14 protein-coding genes are annotated in these 16874 nt (G+C 40.0%); 13 read left to right on the top strand and 1 reads right to left on the bottom strand.

Annotated features, from left to right (window positions below; translation table 11 throughout):
• Window positions 1-68: 68 nt before the first annotated feature.
• From H514_RS0108815 to H514_RS0108795, 5 genes are all read left to right on the top strand, one after another.
• Window positions 69-968 (top strand): LysR family transcriptional regulator, encoded by a 900-nt coding sequence (locus tag H514_RS0108815; protein ID WP_027446640.1) that lies wholly within the window; start codon window positions 69-71, stop codon window positions 966-968.
• 108 nt (window positions 969-1076) lie between these two features.
• A complete protein-coding gene (locus tag H514_RS0108810) occupies window positions 1077-2474 on the top strand; it encodes an L-cystine transporter (protein ID WP_027446639.1) in 1398 nt (465 codons plus the stop codon).
• 154 nt (window positions 2475-2628) lie between these two features.
• The gene (locus tag H514_RS0108805; protein WP_027446638.1) at window positions 2629-3870 is read left to right on the top strand and encodes an aminopeptidase; all 1242 of its coding nucleotides are present in this window, start codon (window positions 2629-2631) and stop codon (window positions 3868-3870) included.
• A gap of 182 nt (window positions 3871-4052) precedes the next feature.
• A complete protein-coding gene (locus H514_RS0108800) occupies window positions 4053-5000 on the top strand; it encodes a hypothetical protein (RefSeq protein ID WP_027446637.1) in 948 nt (315 codons plus the stop codon).
• A gap of 121 nt (window positions 5001-5121) precedes the next feature.
• Window positions 5122-6372, top strand: coding sequence for a Glu/Leu/Phe/Val family dehydrogenase (locus H514_RS0108795; protein ID WP_231566590.1), 1251 nt, complete (start codon window positions 5122-5124; stop codon window positions 6370-6372).
• A gap of 213 nt (window positions 6373-6585) precedes the next feature.
• Here H514_RS0108795 and H514_RS0108790 read toward each other — a convergent pair whose 3' ends face one another.
• A complete protein-coding gene (locus H514_RS0108790) occupies window positions 6586-8373 on the bottom strand; it encodes a DNA ligase D (protein ID WP_027446635.1) in 1788 nt (595 codons plus the stop codon).
• 109 nt (window positions 8374-8482) lie between these two features.
• Between H514_RS0108790 and ku the strand changes: the two genes are divergently transcribed.
• The 8 genes from ku to rbsB all read left to right on the top strand — a co-directional run bounded on the left by ku (window position 8483) and on the right by rbsB (window position 16452).
• Window positions 8483-9349: a non-homologous end joining protein Ku gene (gene ku / locus H514_RS0108785; RefSeq protein WP_027446634.1), complete on the top strand. Its 867-nt coding sequence runs from the start codon at window positions 8483-8485 to the stop codon at window positions 9347-9349.
• 112 nt (window positions 9350-9461) lie between these two features.
• Entirely contained in the window at window positions 9462-10475 is a 1014-nt protein-coding gene (locus H514_RS0108780; RefSeq protein WP_027446633.1) for an acyltransferase family protein, read from the top strand.
• Between the two features lie 242 nt (window positions 10476-10717).
• Window positions 10718-11707, top strand: a complete 990-nt coding sequence (locus H514_RS0108775) for a LacI family DNA-binding transcriptional regulator (RefSeq protein WP_027446632.1) — start codon at window positions 10718-10720, stop codon at window positions 11705-11707.
• A complete protein-coding gene (gene rbsK / locus H514_RS0108770; RefSeq protein WP_027446631.1) occupies window positions 11704-12600 on the top strand; it encodes a ribokinase in 897 nt (298 codons plus the stop codon). The genes H514_RS0108775 and rbsK overlap by 4 nt, the downstream gene beginning before the upstream one ends.
• The gene (gene rbsD, locus H514_RS0108765; protein WP_027446630.1) at window positions 12597-12992 is read left to right on the top strand and encodes a D-ribose pyranase; all 396 of its coding nucleotides are present in this window, start codon (window positions 12597-12599) and stop codon (window positions 12990-12992) included. The genes rbsK and rbsD overlap by 4 nt, the downstream gene beginning before the upstream one ends.
• A gap of 17 nt (window positions 12993-13009) precedes the next feature.
• Entirely contained in the window at window positions 13010-14509 is a 1500-nt protein-coding gene (locus H514_RS0108760; protein ID WP_027446629.1) for a sugar ABC transporter ATP-binding protein, read from the top strand.
• 2 nt (window positions 14510-14511) lie between these two features.
• Window positions 14512-15447, top strand: a complete 936-nt coding sequence (locus H514_RS0108755; protein ID WP_027446628.1) for an ABC transporter permease subunit — start codon at window positions 14512-14514, stop codon at window positions 15445-15447.
• 60 nt (window positions 15448-15507) lie between these two features.
• Window positions 15508-16452 (top strand): ribose ABC transporter substrate-binding protein RbsB, encoded by a 945-nt coding sequence (gene rbsB / locus H514_RS0108750; protein WP_027446627.1) that lies wholly within the window; start codon window positions 15508-15510, stop codon window positions 16450-16452.
• Window positions 16453-16874: the final 422 nt, after the last annotated feature.

The following is a 16874-nucleotide window of genomic DNA, read 5'->3' as shown; positions in this document are numbered from 1 at the left end:
TTTGTTATAAGGGAAATAAATGATTATAATGATAATCATAAGTGATTGCTTATGATGGAGGTGAAAGGGTGAATACAACATTACGTGTCTTTGTAGAAGTTGTGGAGCGTGGGAACTTTTCGAGGGCTGCGGAAGCTCTCTATATGACACAACCAGCCGTAAGCCAATATATCAAAAATTTAGAGAGAGACATGGGGGTTCAGGTTTTAGACAGGAGTAACAAAGTCATAAGGTTAACGAAAGAAGGACGTATCGTGTATGAGCATGCAAAAGAGATGATAGGTCATTTTGAAACGATGCATCATTTACTACATGACTTAGAGCATGAACCTAAGGGAGATTTATCAATTGGTGCAAGCTACACTTTCGGAGAATACGTTTTACCAAGGGTGATTGCTCAACTATTGAAGGGCTATCCAGAAATTCAACCAAGCATCACTATTGGAAATACGCAAGAGATTGCCGAGCAAGTGGCTGATATGAAACTCGATATTGGAATTGTTGAGGGAGATGTAGATGACGCTCAACTTCAAGTGGAATCACTAGCGGCTGACAGAATGTGTGTCATTGCCTCACATGACCATCACCTTACTCATCAGGGGGATGTGAAAGCCAGTCAACTTGAAGAGGAAACGTGGATTATAAGAGAGAAAGGATCTGGTACACGGGAAGCAACTGAAAAGCTTTTTGAACAAATGGGGATAGATCCGCCTCACCGTATGGAGTTTGGAAGCACCCAAATAATTAAGGAATCTGTAGAAGCTGGCCTAGGGATAACGCTCCTCTCATTATGGGCCATTCGGAAAGAGCTATCAATAAATACACTAGCTACAATGGAAGTGGAAGAGGGTACAGTAGATAGGAATTTTTCCATCCTATTAAAAGATAAACCTATGCATACAAGGTCTACTCTTGTTCTAAAAGAGGTGTTGAAAAAGTTTGTTGATCATCGCCATTCGTCCGTGTAAATAAATCAGATCCTTTTTCTTCTGTAAGAATATATATTCATGACCTTAGCATAAATTGAAGTAACCCTATAGAAATCAGTGAGGGAATTGACTTCAAGGAGGGACGAGATGGAGGCGTTCTGGATTCTTTTAAACATCGTCGTCATGCTTGCGTTGATAGGTGTTTTAGTGCATTTTCATCGTCAAAAGGTCTCGTTTAGTAAGCGTGTATTTCTTGGGCTAGGTCTAGGCATTTTGCTAGGTGCTATCTTGCAATGGATTTATGGATCAGAGTCAGAAGTCTTAGCTACCACAACAGATTGGTACAGTATTGTAGGTAGTGGCTATATTCGCTTATTGTACATGATTGTCATTCCACTCATTATGGTTTCGATCATCCAGTCCATCATTAATTTAAAAGCTTCATCTGAGCTTGGAAAAATGTCGGCCTGGATTATTGGGATATTAGTAGGAACATCTATGATTGCTGCTCTAGTTGGGGTAGGTACCTCAGTTGTATTTGACTTAAATGCGGATCAAATTGAGGTTGGGCAAGCCGAGGAAGCGAGAGGTCAATCCCTTGAACAGCGGTTAGAAGGTCTGGAAGGTATGTCGACGCCAGATAAAATTTTGCAATTCATACCAAGGAATCCGTTTCAGGACATGACAGGAGATCGTGCCACGTCTACGATTGCGGTTGTTATTTTCTCTGTATTCATTGGTGTTGCTGTGTTGGGAGTGCGAAGGAAGACGCCAGAGCAAGCTGAGGTTTTCACAAAAGGTATTAATGCCGCTTACGCTGTAGTTATGAGAATCGTGACACTTGTTTTACGTTTAACTCCTTTTGGAATTTTGGCCCTCATGGCAAATACCGTAGCTCATACAGATTTTGCAGGCATACTGGAGCTTGGGAAATTTGTTCTCGCTTCGTATGTTGCATTAGCTGTTATGTTTGTCATTCATCTTATGATGATATCGTTATTTGGCTTGAGTCCATTTACATTTGTGAAAAAGGTGCTTCCTGTTCTAGGTTTTGCCTTCACATCCCGTTCAAGTGCTGGAACCATCCCGTTGAATGTGCAAGCACAAAAGAGTAGTCTTGGTGTTCAGGAGGGAATTGCGAATATGTCTGCCTCGTTTGGAGCCACGATCGGACAAAATGGGTGTGCAGGAATATACCCAGCCATGTTGGCGGTGATGATTGCTCCTACGGTGGGTGTGGATCCTCTTAGCTTAGACTTCATCATATCTCTTGTTTTAATTATTGGTATTAGTTCATTCGGCGTAGCAGGTGTAGGTGGTGGAGCTACTTTTGCCGCTTTGATTGTGTTATCAGCTATGAATCTTCCGGTTTATTTAGCTGGTCTTTTAATTACGGTAGAACCTCTCATAGATATGGGACGTACAGCATTGAATGTTAATGGTGCTATGACTTCGGGGACCATTACCTCTAAGATTACAGGTACCCTGAATCAAGAAACCTTTAATAATCCATCAGCTATTGAATCGGAAACAACTGATATATAACGCTTATAACCTCACTGGATGCCATGTCTAGTGAGGTTTTTTATCGTAATGTTTTAGGATAATGAATAGAGCTATTACAACACATGAAATGACTTGTTCTGTCATTTGTGTGATAATTAAGTATGTGAGACTAATATTTATTGGAGGGATAGCGATGAAACCATCACAGCAAACATTAGAGAAATATGCTGAATTAGCGGTTCAAACTGGGGTCAATTTGCAGGAAGGACAGGCGTTAGTCATTAACGCAGAAGTTCAAAACGCAGATTTTGTACGTATCGTTGCGAGAAAAGCATACGAAGCAGGTGCAAAAAATGTACACGTGAATTGGAAAGATGAAGATCTTACATACTTAAAAATGAAAAACGCATCGATGGATGTTTTAGAAAATGTACCACAATGGCTTGTAGATCAACGCATGGACTTCGTAAATGATGGCGCTTCCATTATGACGATTTATGGTCCAAACCCGGATCTTTTAAAAGATATTGATTCAGAGCGTATTGCTGCTGCAAACAAAGCGATGGGGCAAGCACTTCGAGAATATCAGCAAGCTGTCATGAACGACAAAGTAACTTGGACAATTGTTTCTGTTCCTACAGCAAACTGGGCGAAGAAAATTTTCCCTGATGTTTCAGAGGAAGAAGCAATTGAAAAGCTTTGGGATCAAATTTTCCATATTACACGGATTGATCAAGAAGATCCAATCCAAGCTTGGGAAGAGCACAATGCAACACTACGTAAAGCTCGTGCTTACCTGAATGAAAAGCAATACAAAAAGCTTGTTTATAAAGCACCTGGTACAGACCTTTCTATCCAGTTAGTGGATAACCACATCTGGCATGGAGGAGATACAAAGTCCCAGGAGGGCGTTAAGTTCAACCCGAACATGCCAACAGAAGAGGTATTCACGATGCCTCATAAAGACGGTGTTAATGGTACGGTAACAAGTACGAAGCCATTAAACTATGCAGGTAACTTAATCGATAACTTTACCTTAACATTTGAAAATGGAAAGGTAGTTGACTTTAAAGCAGAAAGTGGAGAGGATACACTAAAGCATCTGCTTGATACAGATGAAGGAGCGCGTCACCTTGGTGAGGTTGCACTTGTACCACACGAATCTCCAATTTCTCAGTCTGAGCTTATCTTCTATAATACGCTATACGATGAGAACGCTTCTTGTCACTTAGCGCTTGGAGCGGCATACCCAACAAACGTTAAGGGCGGCTCTAGCATGGATAAGGATGAAAAAGCAAAGCATGGCGTAAATGACAGTATGGTTCATGAAGACTTCATGATGGGATCTGCTGACATGGATATCGACGGCGTACTGGAAGACGGTACAACAGAACCAATCTTCCGTAACGGAAATTGGGCAATTGACTTTGACTAAAATGAATAGCTAGTTTTAAAAAGAGACCCCGTATCACGTTTTAGAGTGATACGGGGTTTTTGGTTTGATAAAGAGTAAAGAGAAGGTAGACTCTCTACAATTCCAATTAAAGGAATTTTTAAAGTTTATATAGAAAGTTTTTAAAAAGAAAAACTCTATATAAACCGGAGGAAGCTATAAATATGAATCAAGTAAAAGGCTATCAAGTAACAGAGGAGATCTTGAAACATTGGGAGGAAAAGTTTGTTCCTACACATGACATTTTCTTCTTTAAAGAAAATCCTTCATTTTTTAAGGCTGATCATTTTACTAGAGCACGAGCTAACGAAATTTCTTTAGATGAGAAAACAGCTTTTTTAACATGGAGAGTCGCAGGAAATGCAAACTATGTCGTAAAGATTTCTAATCAAGATTTTCATAAATTAGATGAAGGTCTTCGTCAATTTATCCTGAAGGAACAATTAGATTTGGGAAGGGGAATGATATTTCGAGAGAGTGAATTATCCCCGCTTTTAAATGTGTTAAATAAAAAGGATCAAACAGAGTTTCAGACAAAGTTACAGGAAACCTCTTTTTATGATGAAGCGTCTCAAGAGAATATCTATTTATTACAAGGACAAGCTTTTCGATCACTATCTTCACGAATTAAAGCAACACTCTTAATGGCTTATGCAAATGAGTGGGTGTCAGACTATGCTTTTTGTAACGAGCTCAGTAAAGGTGAGGTTTCTGAGCTTAGCAAGAGAAATCCTATAATAGCTCCTTATTTTGATAGATTCCCTGTGGCTAACGGATCCAATTGCCTTGCAGCAGCTATCACAGGTGCTACAGGGAATTTCGAATACATTCATGAATGGATGAAAGAAGATCGTTTTTTAGACTTACTTCAAACGGAAGACTATGAAATGATTAAAGATAAAAACATACAAGAAGCTGACGTAATCGTTTGGAAGAACCAAGATGGCTTACCCATGCACGCTTCCTACATGTTAACTGAGAAATTATCATTTAATAAACACGGTCAAACCATGTTCAACCCATGGCAAGTCTTATGGATAGAAGATGTTATGCAAGAGTGGAATCAGGATGAATTTTATGTTTATAGAAAATTGTCAAAAAAGCCTAGCTGAATTTTTCTATAAACACAAAACCTTGATTTCAGACTAACCCATCCATCTCTATATTCTGGTTTCGACCTAATGTTCAATAGGGAAGAGGTCTTATAGACTAAGACGAAGGAGTGAGCATTTGGTGGATAACCAGAATCCGACTGATTGGCTAAAACGACAAATCAACGAAGTGGTGGAAGAGCTCGAGTTATCACCATCTGTCTATCAGATTTTAAAGAATCCAAAGCACTGTATTACCGTCTCGATTACTCTTGAAAGAGATGATGGAAGTGTGGAGACCTACACAGGCTATCGTTCAGTTCACAGTAATCTTCTTGGACCAGGAAAGGGCGGTATTCGTTTTCATAAAGATGTAAATGAGCAAGAGGTTATTGCATTATCAATGTGGATGACGTTGAAAACATCTATTTTAAAACTTCCATTTGGAGGAGCAAAAGGAGGGATCACGGTTGACCCTCGAGAACTCTCCAGAAAAGAGCTTCAACAATTAAGCCGTCAATATATACAGGACATCGAACCTGTTATAGGACCTCAAAAAGATATTCCAGCACCAGATGTCAACACAGATGGCCGTGTAATGGGTTGGATGATGGATGAATTCTACAAGCTACGTGGCCGTAATATCCCTGGTTTTATTACAGGAAAACCTCCAGTAGTTGGTGGATCAGAAGGTCGTGTTGAGGCAACAGGGCGAGGTGTTGTGATCAATATTTTAGAAGCGATGAAGAAGCTTGATATGGATCCACAACAATCATCAGTCGCTATTCAAGGCTTCGGGAATGTAGGTTCAGTAACAGCTGCTACATTGTATGAAAAAGGAGTAAAGGTAGTAGCTGCATCAGATATTGATGCTCTTGTAACGGACCCTAATGGTTTAAACGTCCCAGAAATGGTTAAATACGTTGAAGCGAACGGTTCTCTAAAAGGGTACGCTGATGATAAGAATCCAGATGATCTCTTTGATGTTGAGTGCGATGTGTTTATTCCATCTGCTCTTGAAAATCAAATTACAGAAGAGACAGCCCCTAAAATTAAGGCGAAAATTGTGGCTGAAGCTGCAAATGGGCCAACGACTGAAAAGGGAGACGAAATTTTAAATGAAAATGGAGTCTTCGTCATACCAGATATTCTGTGTAATGCTGGTGGGGTTATGGTATCTGCCTTTGAATGGATGCAAAATGATTCCCACGATCATTGGGCTGAAAAAGTAGTAAATGAACGTCTAGAAAAAGATATGTCTTCTGCTTTCTTAGAGGTGTATGATATGAGAAACCATATTGATAAAAGCATGCGCCACGCAGCCTATTATCTAGCGGTAAAGCGTTTAGGCGACGCAATGATCGTCCGTGGCTGGATTGATGAAGAAAGATAAACTTAAAAAGTGCCTGTACTTTTGGACGGGCACTTTTTAATGGCTTGGCACAAACCCGATGGAAAGCAGTGCCGACCCGGTGTAATCCAGCACCTACCTGATGGAATCCCACGCCCATCCGAAAGGAACAGGCAGCATGGAAACGTAACCACCCCGCACCAGCTTATTCCACATTACTGCCATACAACGGCACACCTGTCACGTCTTTCCCTCTTATTCAATCAACTGATAAATATGTTCCAAGTTTTGTTGCTCACCCACATCAAAGTAATTCGCAAAAGGGCATCCATGCTCCTCAACTCTCTCCAAAACATTCTCAATAGTGAAATCTGTTGGTGAAAGTGATTCCCCAACTTCACTCCAATATAAAGGTGTTGCAACCGTTGCATGCTCTCGGCCTCTTGGGGAATACGGTGCGATAATGGTTTTTCCTTCTGCATGTTGAACGTAATCAATATATAAACGATTTCCACGATTCTTCTTTAAGCGTTCAATCGTAAACATAGATGGCTCTTGTTTCACAAGCAATGTAGCTAGTTTTTCAGTGAAGGCTCTTGTTTCATCATATGTTAAACGGTCCTTAGGAATTGGAATATGAATCTGCATTCCTTTTCCGCCAGAGGTTTTGACAAATGAAACGAGCTCAAGCTTATCCAAGAGATGTTTAAACAACTGTGCTGCATGCACCGCCATGCCGAAATCATCGTCAGAGGGAGGGTCTAAGTCAAACACAATTTCATGGGGGTTCTGCTCATGTATACGCTCAAAAGGCACATGGTATTCTAACGCTCCTTGGTTACTGAACCAAATAAGAGTCGAGAGATTTTGACATAGCGTATAAATCTCTCCATCACGTTCAAGAGATTCAACATAATCAGGAGCATAGTCGGGTAAGTGTTTCTGAAAGAAAGATTCCTCATGAATTCCATCAGGAAAACGAATAACCGTAAGCTTTTTGTCCTTCAGAAAAGACATGATATAAGGTGCTATCCGTCTCATATATAAGAGAAGGTTTCGTTTTTTATAACCAGGCTTAGGCCATAAAACCTTATCAGGATGCGTAATATTTACGTCTGGGAATTGAGCTAAATCCCATCGCTTTTTTTGTTCGGTACAATCCTCTGGGGATAAATCAAAGCGAAATGAGTCAAACATCGGTTCTCGTAAATCATTTTTTTGTTGATGCAGACATTTTACATCTACGCATACACTCGGTTTTAGCTTATATTGCTCCCCTTTTTTCGTTCCTTTCGATGTGAAAAAGGTTCGGAGTGTTTCTCCATCCTCTGAAGATAGACCGTGCTTGCATGAGCCAAGTTCTTTCAACACGTCATCCTCAAAAACCCTTAAAGAAAAGTACCCATTTTCCTGATTATAAGAGCTGAGAATGCCGGATAATACACGCCAATTTTTTAACTTCAACCATTTATTTGTACGCTCTCCTTCTTTGTACTTGCTATTTAAACGCTTAGCCACCACTCCTTCTCCTAAATGGAGGATGACTTTTTCCCATATGTCGTCATAGAATTCATACTGTGAAACGAGCTGAAGTCGTTCCCCAGTTTTAAAAGGTAGAGCTTCAAGGTGTTTTCGTCGTTTTTTGAGAGGGAGTTCTACAGTATCTTTTCCTTTATGTTTCAGAATGTCAAAAGCTAAAAATGTCACTGGACGCTGTTCAGCCGACTCTTGGATTCGTTTCTTGTTTCCCATTCTGTTACGTTGTTGAAGCATAGGGAAATTGGCTTGGATTTTCGTATTCAAAATGACAAGTTCTCCATCCAAAACTAAAGGGAGGAACTTGGCGTATGTATCATGGTGTTCTTCACAGAAATTCTTGATTTCAGGGAATTTAGAGGTTAAATCATTTCCATTTCGGCTCACCAGTTTCACCTGATCTTGAGACCATTCTAACGTAACTCGAAACCCATCATACTTAATTTCATACACCCATTCATCACCTTTAGGAGCTTCTTCGGATAATGTAGGTAACATTGGTTTCATTTCATCACCTCAATTTCATGTATAGTGTGGCAATCGTAGGCTCTTTTCATCCATGAACATAATTTTGTAACAGAACGTAAACCATAAAGGAAAAAGGAGTGGGTGAACTGTGCATACGATGTGGAAAGGCACGATCAGCTTTGGACTCGTCAACATTCCCGTGAAGCTGCATTCAGCTACAGAAAATAAAGACATCAAGCTACGTCAGCTTCATAAGGAATGTAAAACGCCAATTAAATATGAGCGTACATGCCCAAATTGCGATGAAGAGGTTAAAAGTGAAGAAATCGTAAAAGCATATGAATATGCTGAAAATAAATTTGTTGTACTCGATGAAGAAGACCTTGAAAATTTGAAAAAAGAACAAGAGGATAAAGCCGTTGAGATTGTAGATTTCGTTAAGCTTGAGGAGATTGATCCGATTTATTTTGAAAAAAGTTATTTCATCTCACCGAATGAAGGTGGATCAAAAGCATATTCCTTACTTCGTAAAGCGTTAAAAGATACAGGGAAGATCGGTATTGCAAAAATCATCATTCGATCTAAAGAACAACTTGCGATCGTACGTATTTATGAAAATACACTTATTATGGAGACCATACATTATCCAGACGAAGTTCGAGACTATCAGGAGGTTCCTAATGTTCCTGAAGAAGAGGATCTCGGTAAAAAAGAATTGGATACAGCGAAAAACTTGATCGAACAGCTTACGACAGAGTTTGAACCAGAGAACTATAAAGATGAATACCGAACAGCACTTATGGAGCTCATTGAGGCGAAGAAAAATGATGAGGAAGTAACAACAGCCAAGCCTCAACCAACACCAGATAACGTTACGGATTTAATGGAAGCTCTAGAAAAATCACTTGAGAAGACAAAAGGGAAGAAGGGAGCAAGCAAGAAGAAGACACAGAAGAAGAAGGCTACCCAAAAGAAAACGGAGGATAAGGAAGATACCAAGAAGAAAACATCCTAAATGTTACAGCGTTACAATTTTTTTATAGAGGGATTACATTCACGTAACAACACTCTCACCCCCTTCTTACAGTTCGAACCTTTATAAGGACGAACCTAAGGAGGGTTTTGTTATGCAAAGAGAAGCGTTTTTTGATAATGCGAAATGGATCTTGATCTTTTTTGTTGTGTTTGGACATACGATTCAGCCGTTTGTAGAGAAACATGACTCAATTTATGTACTTTATCAATGGATTTATACGTTTCATATGCCCGCTTTTATTTTTTTAGCTGGATATTTTGCGAAGCCTTCAGGATCAAAAGGATATGTATGGAAGCTTACCAAGAAGCTTCTGATTCCATATTTGATTTTCCAAAGCATTTATACCATTTATTATTTTTTAATCGGAAAGCAGGACTGGCTTCATACGCCGTTTGAACCACACTGGTCTTTATGGTTCTTAATCAGTTTATTATGCTGGCACATCATGTTGTATTGGTTTTATCGACTTCCGAAACACTTAGCCCTATTGATAACAGTCCAATTAGGGTTACTCGTTGGATATATTGACATCATTGGACATAGCTTCAGTCTGTCACGCACGTTTGTCTTTTTCCCATTCTTTTTACTGGGATATTGGTTTGGACCAGAACAATTGAAATGGTTACGAAAGAAGAAAGTTCGTGCCTTTTCTCTAGTAGTACTAGGCATATCAGCAGCAGCGATTACGATTGCTCCTAGATTTTCTACATCTTGGTTTCTTGGCTCTAAATCCTACCTTGAAATGGGAATGCCCGAGTGGGGAGGCTTTATACGTTTAGGAATTTACGTGATTAGTATCCTGATGATGTTCAGTGTACTTGCATGGATGCCTCGTAAAGAAGGGGTGTGGACGAAATACGGGACGAACACGTTATATGTGTATCTCCTCCATGGATTCTTTATTCACTTTTTCAGAGAGTTCGAAGTGTTTCAGCTACAATCCACACTAGATATGGTAGTGTTGATTACCGTTGCTGCTATGATTACGTGGGGACTATCCTCACAACCTATTAAAAACCTGGCATCACCTCTGATTGAGTGGAAGGATAAAAACCATCACAAATGGAGAAAAAAGGTTCGTACAGTAAAAGAATATCGAATTTAATCATGGCGATATATCCTTTGCCGAGGGTATATCGCTAAATTTTTGTGATAGGGATCAGATATAGGGAGCATAGGATTTTATAACGATAGGATCTTATATTTAAGAATTGAATGATTGACACATTCATGTAAGCGCTTTATTATAATGTGTAACGGGTTTCATATAAACATAATTAATGAACCTGTTTTTTAATTCTTTTATATGTAACGGGTTACACACTATGAAAAAGAAAGTGGTTTTTTATGGCAACGATTAAAGATGTAGCAAAACTAGCAGAGGTATCAACTGCAACTGTCTCTCGAGTCTTAAATGAAAATGGTTATGTACATGAAGAAACGAAAAACCGGGTGGCTAAAGCGATAAAACAGTTAAATTATAAGCCTAATGATGTAGCACGCAGTCTGTTTAAAGGGAGATCAAAAATGATTGCATTATTTATCCCAGACATCATGAACCCATTCTTCCCAGAACTAGCGAGAGCTGTTGAAGATATGACAAAAAATCACGATTTCACATTTATTTTGTGTAACACGGATGATGATATTGAAAAAGAAACAGCTTATATTGATGCACTTCAACAGAAATCGGTGGACGGTTTGATTATCGTATCAAGTACCCTTACACCAGAACAGCTGCATCACATTCAAATACCAGTTGTGGCGCTTGACCGCAAATTAAACAATGGGATTGCATCTGTAACAGTAAACAACCGTGAAGGTTCTAGACAGGCGGTTCAATATTTAAAATCCCTGGGATGTAAAAAAATCGCTCATGTTGCAGGTCCGGAACATGTAGACAATGCGAATGAGCGCCGGAGAGGTTATTTAGATGAAGTCCAAAATGAAGATTGGTTTCGACTTAGCTTAGTTGAGCACGGAGAGTATCACTATGATGCTGCAAAACAAGCTACAATCAATCTTTTAAAGAGACACCCAGACATAGATGGACTATTTGTAGGAAATGATTTGATGGCTGTAGGTGCTTTAAAGGCAGCAGAATCCCTGGGTATAAACGTTCCATCTGACCTTTCTATGATTGCTTTTGATGGGATTACCTTAGGAGAAACGACATCGCCTTCTTTAACAACGATGGCTCAGCCTATATATCAGATCGGAGCAAAAGCGGCAGAAATGCTCATAAAGCAAATTGAAGAAGAAGATACACTTACTCAATCAGAAGAGTTTTCCGTACAGTTAATCAAACGGGAGTCAACGAGGAGGGATGAAGCATGAGTGAACGTCCGGCAGTTACAGTAGTGGGGAGCATTAACATGGACCTCACTGTCTCAACTGGTCAAATGCCCAACCAGGGTGAAACCGTTATCGGAGAAGAATTTGCAACATTTCCAGGCGGAAAAGGTGCTAACCAAGCAGTAGCAGCAGCCAGGTTAGGGGCAAATGTGAATATGGTTGGGGCTATCGGAGATGATGTTTTTGGAGAGAGCTTACAGAATAAATTAGAACAAGAGAATATTCATACAACAGCTATTCACAAATTAAAAGACATAGCAACAGGTACGGCAACGATCATTCTTTCTGAAGGAGATAACCGTATTATTGTAGCTCCTGGTGCAAACGCAAGATTAACTCCTGAAATCATCCGTCAGCATGAAAGGATGATTCAACAAAGTGACATCATCCTTTTACAGCTAGAGGTTCCTTTAGACACGGTACAAGCCGTTATTACGATTGCTCAACAATATGAGGTTCCTGTGATCTTAAATCCAGCTCCATATCAATCACTACCTGATGCTTTGCTATCTGGTGTAGATTACCTTACACCAAATGAAATGGAAGCCAAAGCTATGCTTGAAGATCCGAACTCTCATGTGACCAAGGAACAATTAATTGTCACGAATGGTGAAAAAGGAGTATTGGCTTATAAGGATGGAGTGGAGCAGGTTATTCCTGGCTTTCCTGTAGATGTGTTAGATACTACGGGCGCTGGGGATACGTTTAACGGTGCCCTTGCTACACAGCTAGCTAGTGGCATGCCTCTAGAAGAAGCCGTTTATTATGCAAATGCAGCTGCAGCCTTATCTATTATGAAGTTAGGAGCTCAAAGTGGAATGCCATCAGCAGAAGAAGTAAACACGTTCATCGAAGAAAGGTCTGATCGTACATGAAAAAGCACGGAGTTTTAAACAGAGACATCGCAGCTGTTTTGGCAAGGTTAGGTCATACAGATAAGGTTGTTATTGCTGACTGTGGACTTCCTATTCCTGAGGAAACACCTTGTATTGACTTATCTATAAAACAAGGGTATCCCCGGTTTGATGCAATCCTCGAAGCAATCTTGGACGATATGGAAGTCGAATCTATGACACTAGCAAATGAAATTAAAGAATATAACGAGTCACTGGATCAGCATATTCGAAACACTTATGAAGATATTCCAGTATCCTATCAAACTCATGAAGAGCTAAAGAATGAACTAAAGCAAGCTAAAGCCATTATTAGGACAGGAGAGAATACTCCTTTTGCCAATGTTATTTTACAAGCAGGCGTTATTTTTTAAGAAAAGAGGTGAGCGAGATGGCTGAAACACCTTTTGTGGAAATGAAAGCGATTCAAAAGTCCTTCTCAGGAAACCAAGTTTTAAAGGATGTGAATTTTTCAATTTCACCTGGGGAAGTCCATGCGTTAATGGGAGAAAACGGCGCAGGTAAATCAACCCTTATAAAAGTATTAACAGGGATTCATAAGCGTGATGCTGGAACGATCAAACTACAAGGGGAGGAAGTTTCATTTAATAACCCTAAGCAGGCTGAACGTGAAGGGATCGTCGTGATTCACCAAGAGCTAAATATCATCCCTCACTTAACCGTTACGCAGAACATGTTTTTAGGAAGAGAATTAACGTTTGGTAAATCTGGAATTCTCAAAATGAAAGAAATGAAGAAGCAAACCCTCCAAAACTTAGAGAGGTTAGGTGCTTCAAACATTGATCCGGATGAAGAAGCTGGGAATCTATCGGTAGGTAAACAACAAATGATTGAGATTGCTAGGGCGATGTCTACTGATGCGAAGATGATCATAATGGATGAGCCTACTGCTGCTTTAACGGAAAGAGAGATCGAAAATCTGTTTCAGGTTGTACATTCCCTTCGTGAACAGGGTGTAAGTATTGTATATGTCTCTCACCGTATGGAGGAGATTTTTCAGATCTGTGATCGTATTACAGTGTTAAGAGATGGTGAATATGTCGGTACAGAAGATATTAAGGAAACCTCCTTTGAAGCCATCGTTAAAATGATGGTTGGACGCGAGTTGGGTGAACGATTCCCTGAGCGGACGAGTCATATTGGCGAGGTGGTTCTTCAAGTAGAAGACTTAGCCAGAGAAGGGCTCTTTGAGAATGTAAGTTTTGACGTTCATAAAGGAGAGATCCTTGGTGTAGCAGGATTAATGGGTGCAGGAAGAACGGAAATTATGGAAGCTGTGTTCGGTTCACGTAAGAAAAGCGGAGGCAATATATATTTAAATGGAAGTCCGCTTAAGATTAAACACCCTCAAGATGCGATACAAGAAGGGATCGGATTCATTACAGAAGACCGTAAAGATGAAGGTCTAGTACTTGATTTATCCATTCGTGAAAATATTGCTTTAACAAACATGAAGGCGATTTCCGATAAGGGGTGGATTTCTTCTACAAAAGAAAAGCAATTAATTGATGATTTAATTAATAAGCTTCATGTTCGAACAACTGGACGAGAACAAGAAGTACGTTCCTTGAGTGGAGGAAACCAACAAAAAGTGGTCGTAGCGAAATGGCTAGGGATTAAGCCAAAAGTGCTAATCTTGGATGAACCTACACGTGGAGTGGATATAGGGGCGAAGAAAGAGATTTATCACATTATGAATGAACTTACTGAACAAGGTGTTGCCATTATTATGGTCTCTTCTGAACTCCCTGAAGTACTCGGCATTAGTGATCGTATCATGGTTATCCATGAAGGAAAGGTCGCAAAAATCTTAAATCGTAAAGACGCAGATCAAGAAAAAATTATGCAGGCTGCCACAGGAGGGGAGTAACAATGCAAGCAAGGATTATGAGGAATATTTCACAACTAGGGCCACTCATTGGCTTAGTACTAATTATGATTATACTAGGATTCTTAAGTGATAACTTTTTCACACTAGACAATATCCTAAACCTTCTAAGGCAGATATCGATTAATGCTCTAATCGCATTTGGTATGACCTTCGTTATTCTGACAGGGGGCATTGACCTATCTGTAGGATCGATTCTCGCCTTTGGTAGTGCTATTACAGCAGGAATGTTAGCAAGTGGTATGGACCCTTTATTAGCGGTCTTAATCGGTTTACTTGCAGGTGCTGTAATGGGAGCATTCAACGGTTTTGTGATCACTAAAGGTAAAGTAGCACCATTTATTGCAACACTTGCAACCATGACCATTTTCCGTGGAGCGACCCTCGTTTATACAGATGGTCGTCCAATTACAGGATTATCTGACAGCTTCGTATTCGAGATGATTGGAAAAGGATATGTATTTGGCGTACCATTTCCAGCCATCTTAATGATTATCGTGTTCTTCATTTTATTCTTTATTTTACGCAAAACCGTATTTGGTCGTCAGGTTTACTCAGTAGGTGGAAATGAAGAAGCTTCTATCCTTTCTGGGATTAAAGCAGACCGCGTCAAAATATGGGTGTATTCACTAACAGGGATGCTTTCCGTTTTAGCGGGTATCATCTTAACAAGTCGACTCAACTCAGCTCAACCGACAGCGGGTACGATGTATGAACTGGATGCCATCGCAGCTGTTGTTTTAGGTGGTACAAGTCTTGCTGGTGGACGTGGAAGGATTGTCGGTACTCTAATTGGTGCCTTAATTATTGGTGTATTAGATAACGGATTAAACTTATTAAACGTTTCTTCCTTCTATCAGCAGATTGTTAAAGGTGGAGTTATTCTACTAGCTGTCCTGCTTGATCGCAGGTCTAAATAATACCCATGGTGTTCACTAGAACATGATGATAGATTTACTAAATTTAAGGAGGTTACTCACATGAGTAAATTTTTAAAAACATTTGGCCTTTTCGCTCTGTTATTGATTTTTGCTACAGCTTGCTCTACAGAACAACCGGGATCCTCTAGTGATTCAAATGATGGTGGCGAGTCCGCTGATGATGGTAAAACGAAGATTGGTCTATCCGTATCTACTTTAAATAACCCTTTCTTCGTATCGCTACGTGATGGTGCTGAAGCAGCAGCTGAAAAAGCAGGTTATGAAATTGTTACAGCTGATGCACAAAATGATCCAGCAAAACAGGTTAACGACATTGAAGACTTACTGCAACAAAACATTGATGTATTACTCGTAAACCCTGCTGACTCTGCGGCAGTAGTTTCAGCTATTGAATCAGCAAATGGTAAAGATGTGCCGGTCATCACAGTTGACCGTAGTGCAGAAGGTGGCGAAGTAGTTTCTCACATTGCTTCTGATAACGTGGCAGGTGGAGAAATGGCAGGCAAATTCATCGCAGAACAATTAAGTGATGAAGGGAAAGTCGTTGAACTAGAAGGAATTCCAGGAGCTTCAGCTACTCGTGAGCGTGGTAAAGGATTCCACAACATCGTTGATCAGAAAGATGGTATTGAAGTTGTAGCGAAACAATCCGCAAACTTCGACCGTTCTGAAGGATTAACGGTTATGGAAAATATTTTGCAGAGTACAGACAATATTGATGCCGTATTCGCTCATAATGATGAAATGGCATTAGGTGCAGTACAAGCTCTAGAAGCGAACAATATGCTTGAAGATGTTATTGTAGTTGGATTTGACGCTACAGATGACGCAAGAGCAGCAGTTTCTGAGGGTCGCATGGATGCAACAATCGCCCAACAGCCAAAACTAATCGGTGAAAAAGCGATTAATGCTGCTGGTAAAGTAGTAAAAGGCGAAGACATCAAAGAATCCATTCCAGTTGAACTACAGCTAGTAAAAGAATAAAATAGGAAACATCAGCCTATGAGGGTATAGATCCCTCATAGGCTTTTTAAGTTTATTCAGTTAAATGGCAGTTATGTTGAAGACTTGAAACTGAGAGAAGTCCGTTGCTTTTGTGTAATTTGTTCCGGTCAGTGAAACGGCGAGCCTGTTGTTGCCCCACACGACGTGGGGTAGTTCTACGTTGCCACATGATGTGGCGGTTTTAGTAGAACCTCCATTGTATAGCCGAGCCTCCTCGTGCCTGCGGGGTCTCGTCTTCCCTTTGTTACCACGACAGTTTGCCGTTTCCTTCCCTCCACGCGATTATGGAGATTAACGGACCATAATTTGGACTTTCCCATCTCAAATTGATTGGAATTTATATTCACAGAAGTTGCTCAAAACCTTGTAATGATAGGATTATACTACCTGGAATTAGAACA

The sequence above is a fragment of the Pontibacillus marinus BH030004 = DSM 16465 genome (assembly GCF_000425225.1).
Taxonomy (GTDB): domain Bacteria; phylum Bacillota; class Bacilli; order Bacillales; family BH030062; genus Pontibacillus; species Pontibacillus marinus.
This window is presented reverse-complemented; position numbering and strand designations above follow the sequence as displayed.

Excerpts from the sequence above, each read along its gene's own strand:
- H514_RS0108780 (WP_027446633.1), top strand. The coding sequence starts at position 9,462 with ATGCAAAGAGAAGCGTTTTTTGATAATGCGAAATGGATCTTGATCTTT.
- H514_RS0108755 (WP_027446628.1), top strand. The coding sequence starts at position 14,512 with ATGCAAGCAAGGATTATGAGGAATATTTCACAACTAGGGCCACTCATT.
- H514_RS0108810 (WP_027446639.1), top strand. The coding sequence starts at position 1,077 with ATGGAGGCGTTCTGGATTCTTTTAAACATCGTCGTCATGCTTGCGTTG.
- H514_RS0108760 (WP_027446629.1), top strand. The coding sequence starts at position 13,010 with ATGGCTGAAACACCTTTTGTGGAAATGAAAGCGATTCAAAAGTCCTTC.
- H514_RS0108805 (WP_027446638.1), top strand. The coding sequence starts at position 2,629 with ATGAAACCATCACAGCAAACATTAGAGAAATATGCTGAATTAGCGGTT.
- H514_RS0108800 (WP_027446637.1), top strand. The coding sequence starts at position 4,053 with ATGAATCAAGTAAAAGGCTATCAAGTAACAGAGGAGATCTTGAAACAT.
- rbsD (WP_027446630.1), top strand. The coding sequence starts at position 12,597 with ATGAAAAAGCACGGAGTTTTAAACAGAGACATCGCAGCTGTTTTGGCA.
- rbsB (WP_027446627.1), top strand. The coding sequence starts at position 15,508 with ATGAGTAAATTTTTAAAAACATTTGGCCTTTTCGCTCTGTTATTGATT.
- H514_RS0108790 (WP_027446635.1), bottom strand. The coding sequence starts at position 8,373 with ATGAAACCAATGTTACCTACATTATCCGAAGAAGCTCCTAAAGGTGAT.
- H514_RS0108775 (WP_027446632.1), top strand. The coding sequence starts at position 10,718 with ATGGCAACGATTAAAGATGTAGCAAAACTAGCAGAGGTATCAACTGCA.
- rbsK (WP_027446631.1), top strand. The coding sequence starts at position 11,704 with ATGAGTGAACGTCCGGCAGTTACAGTAGTGGGGAGCATTAACATGGAC.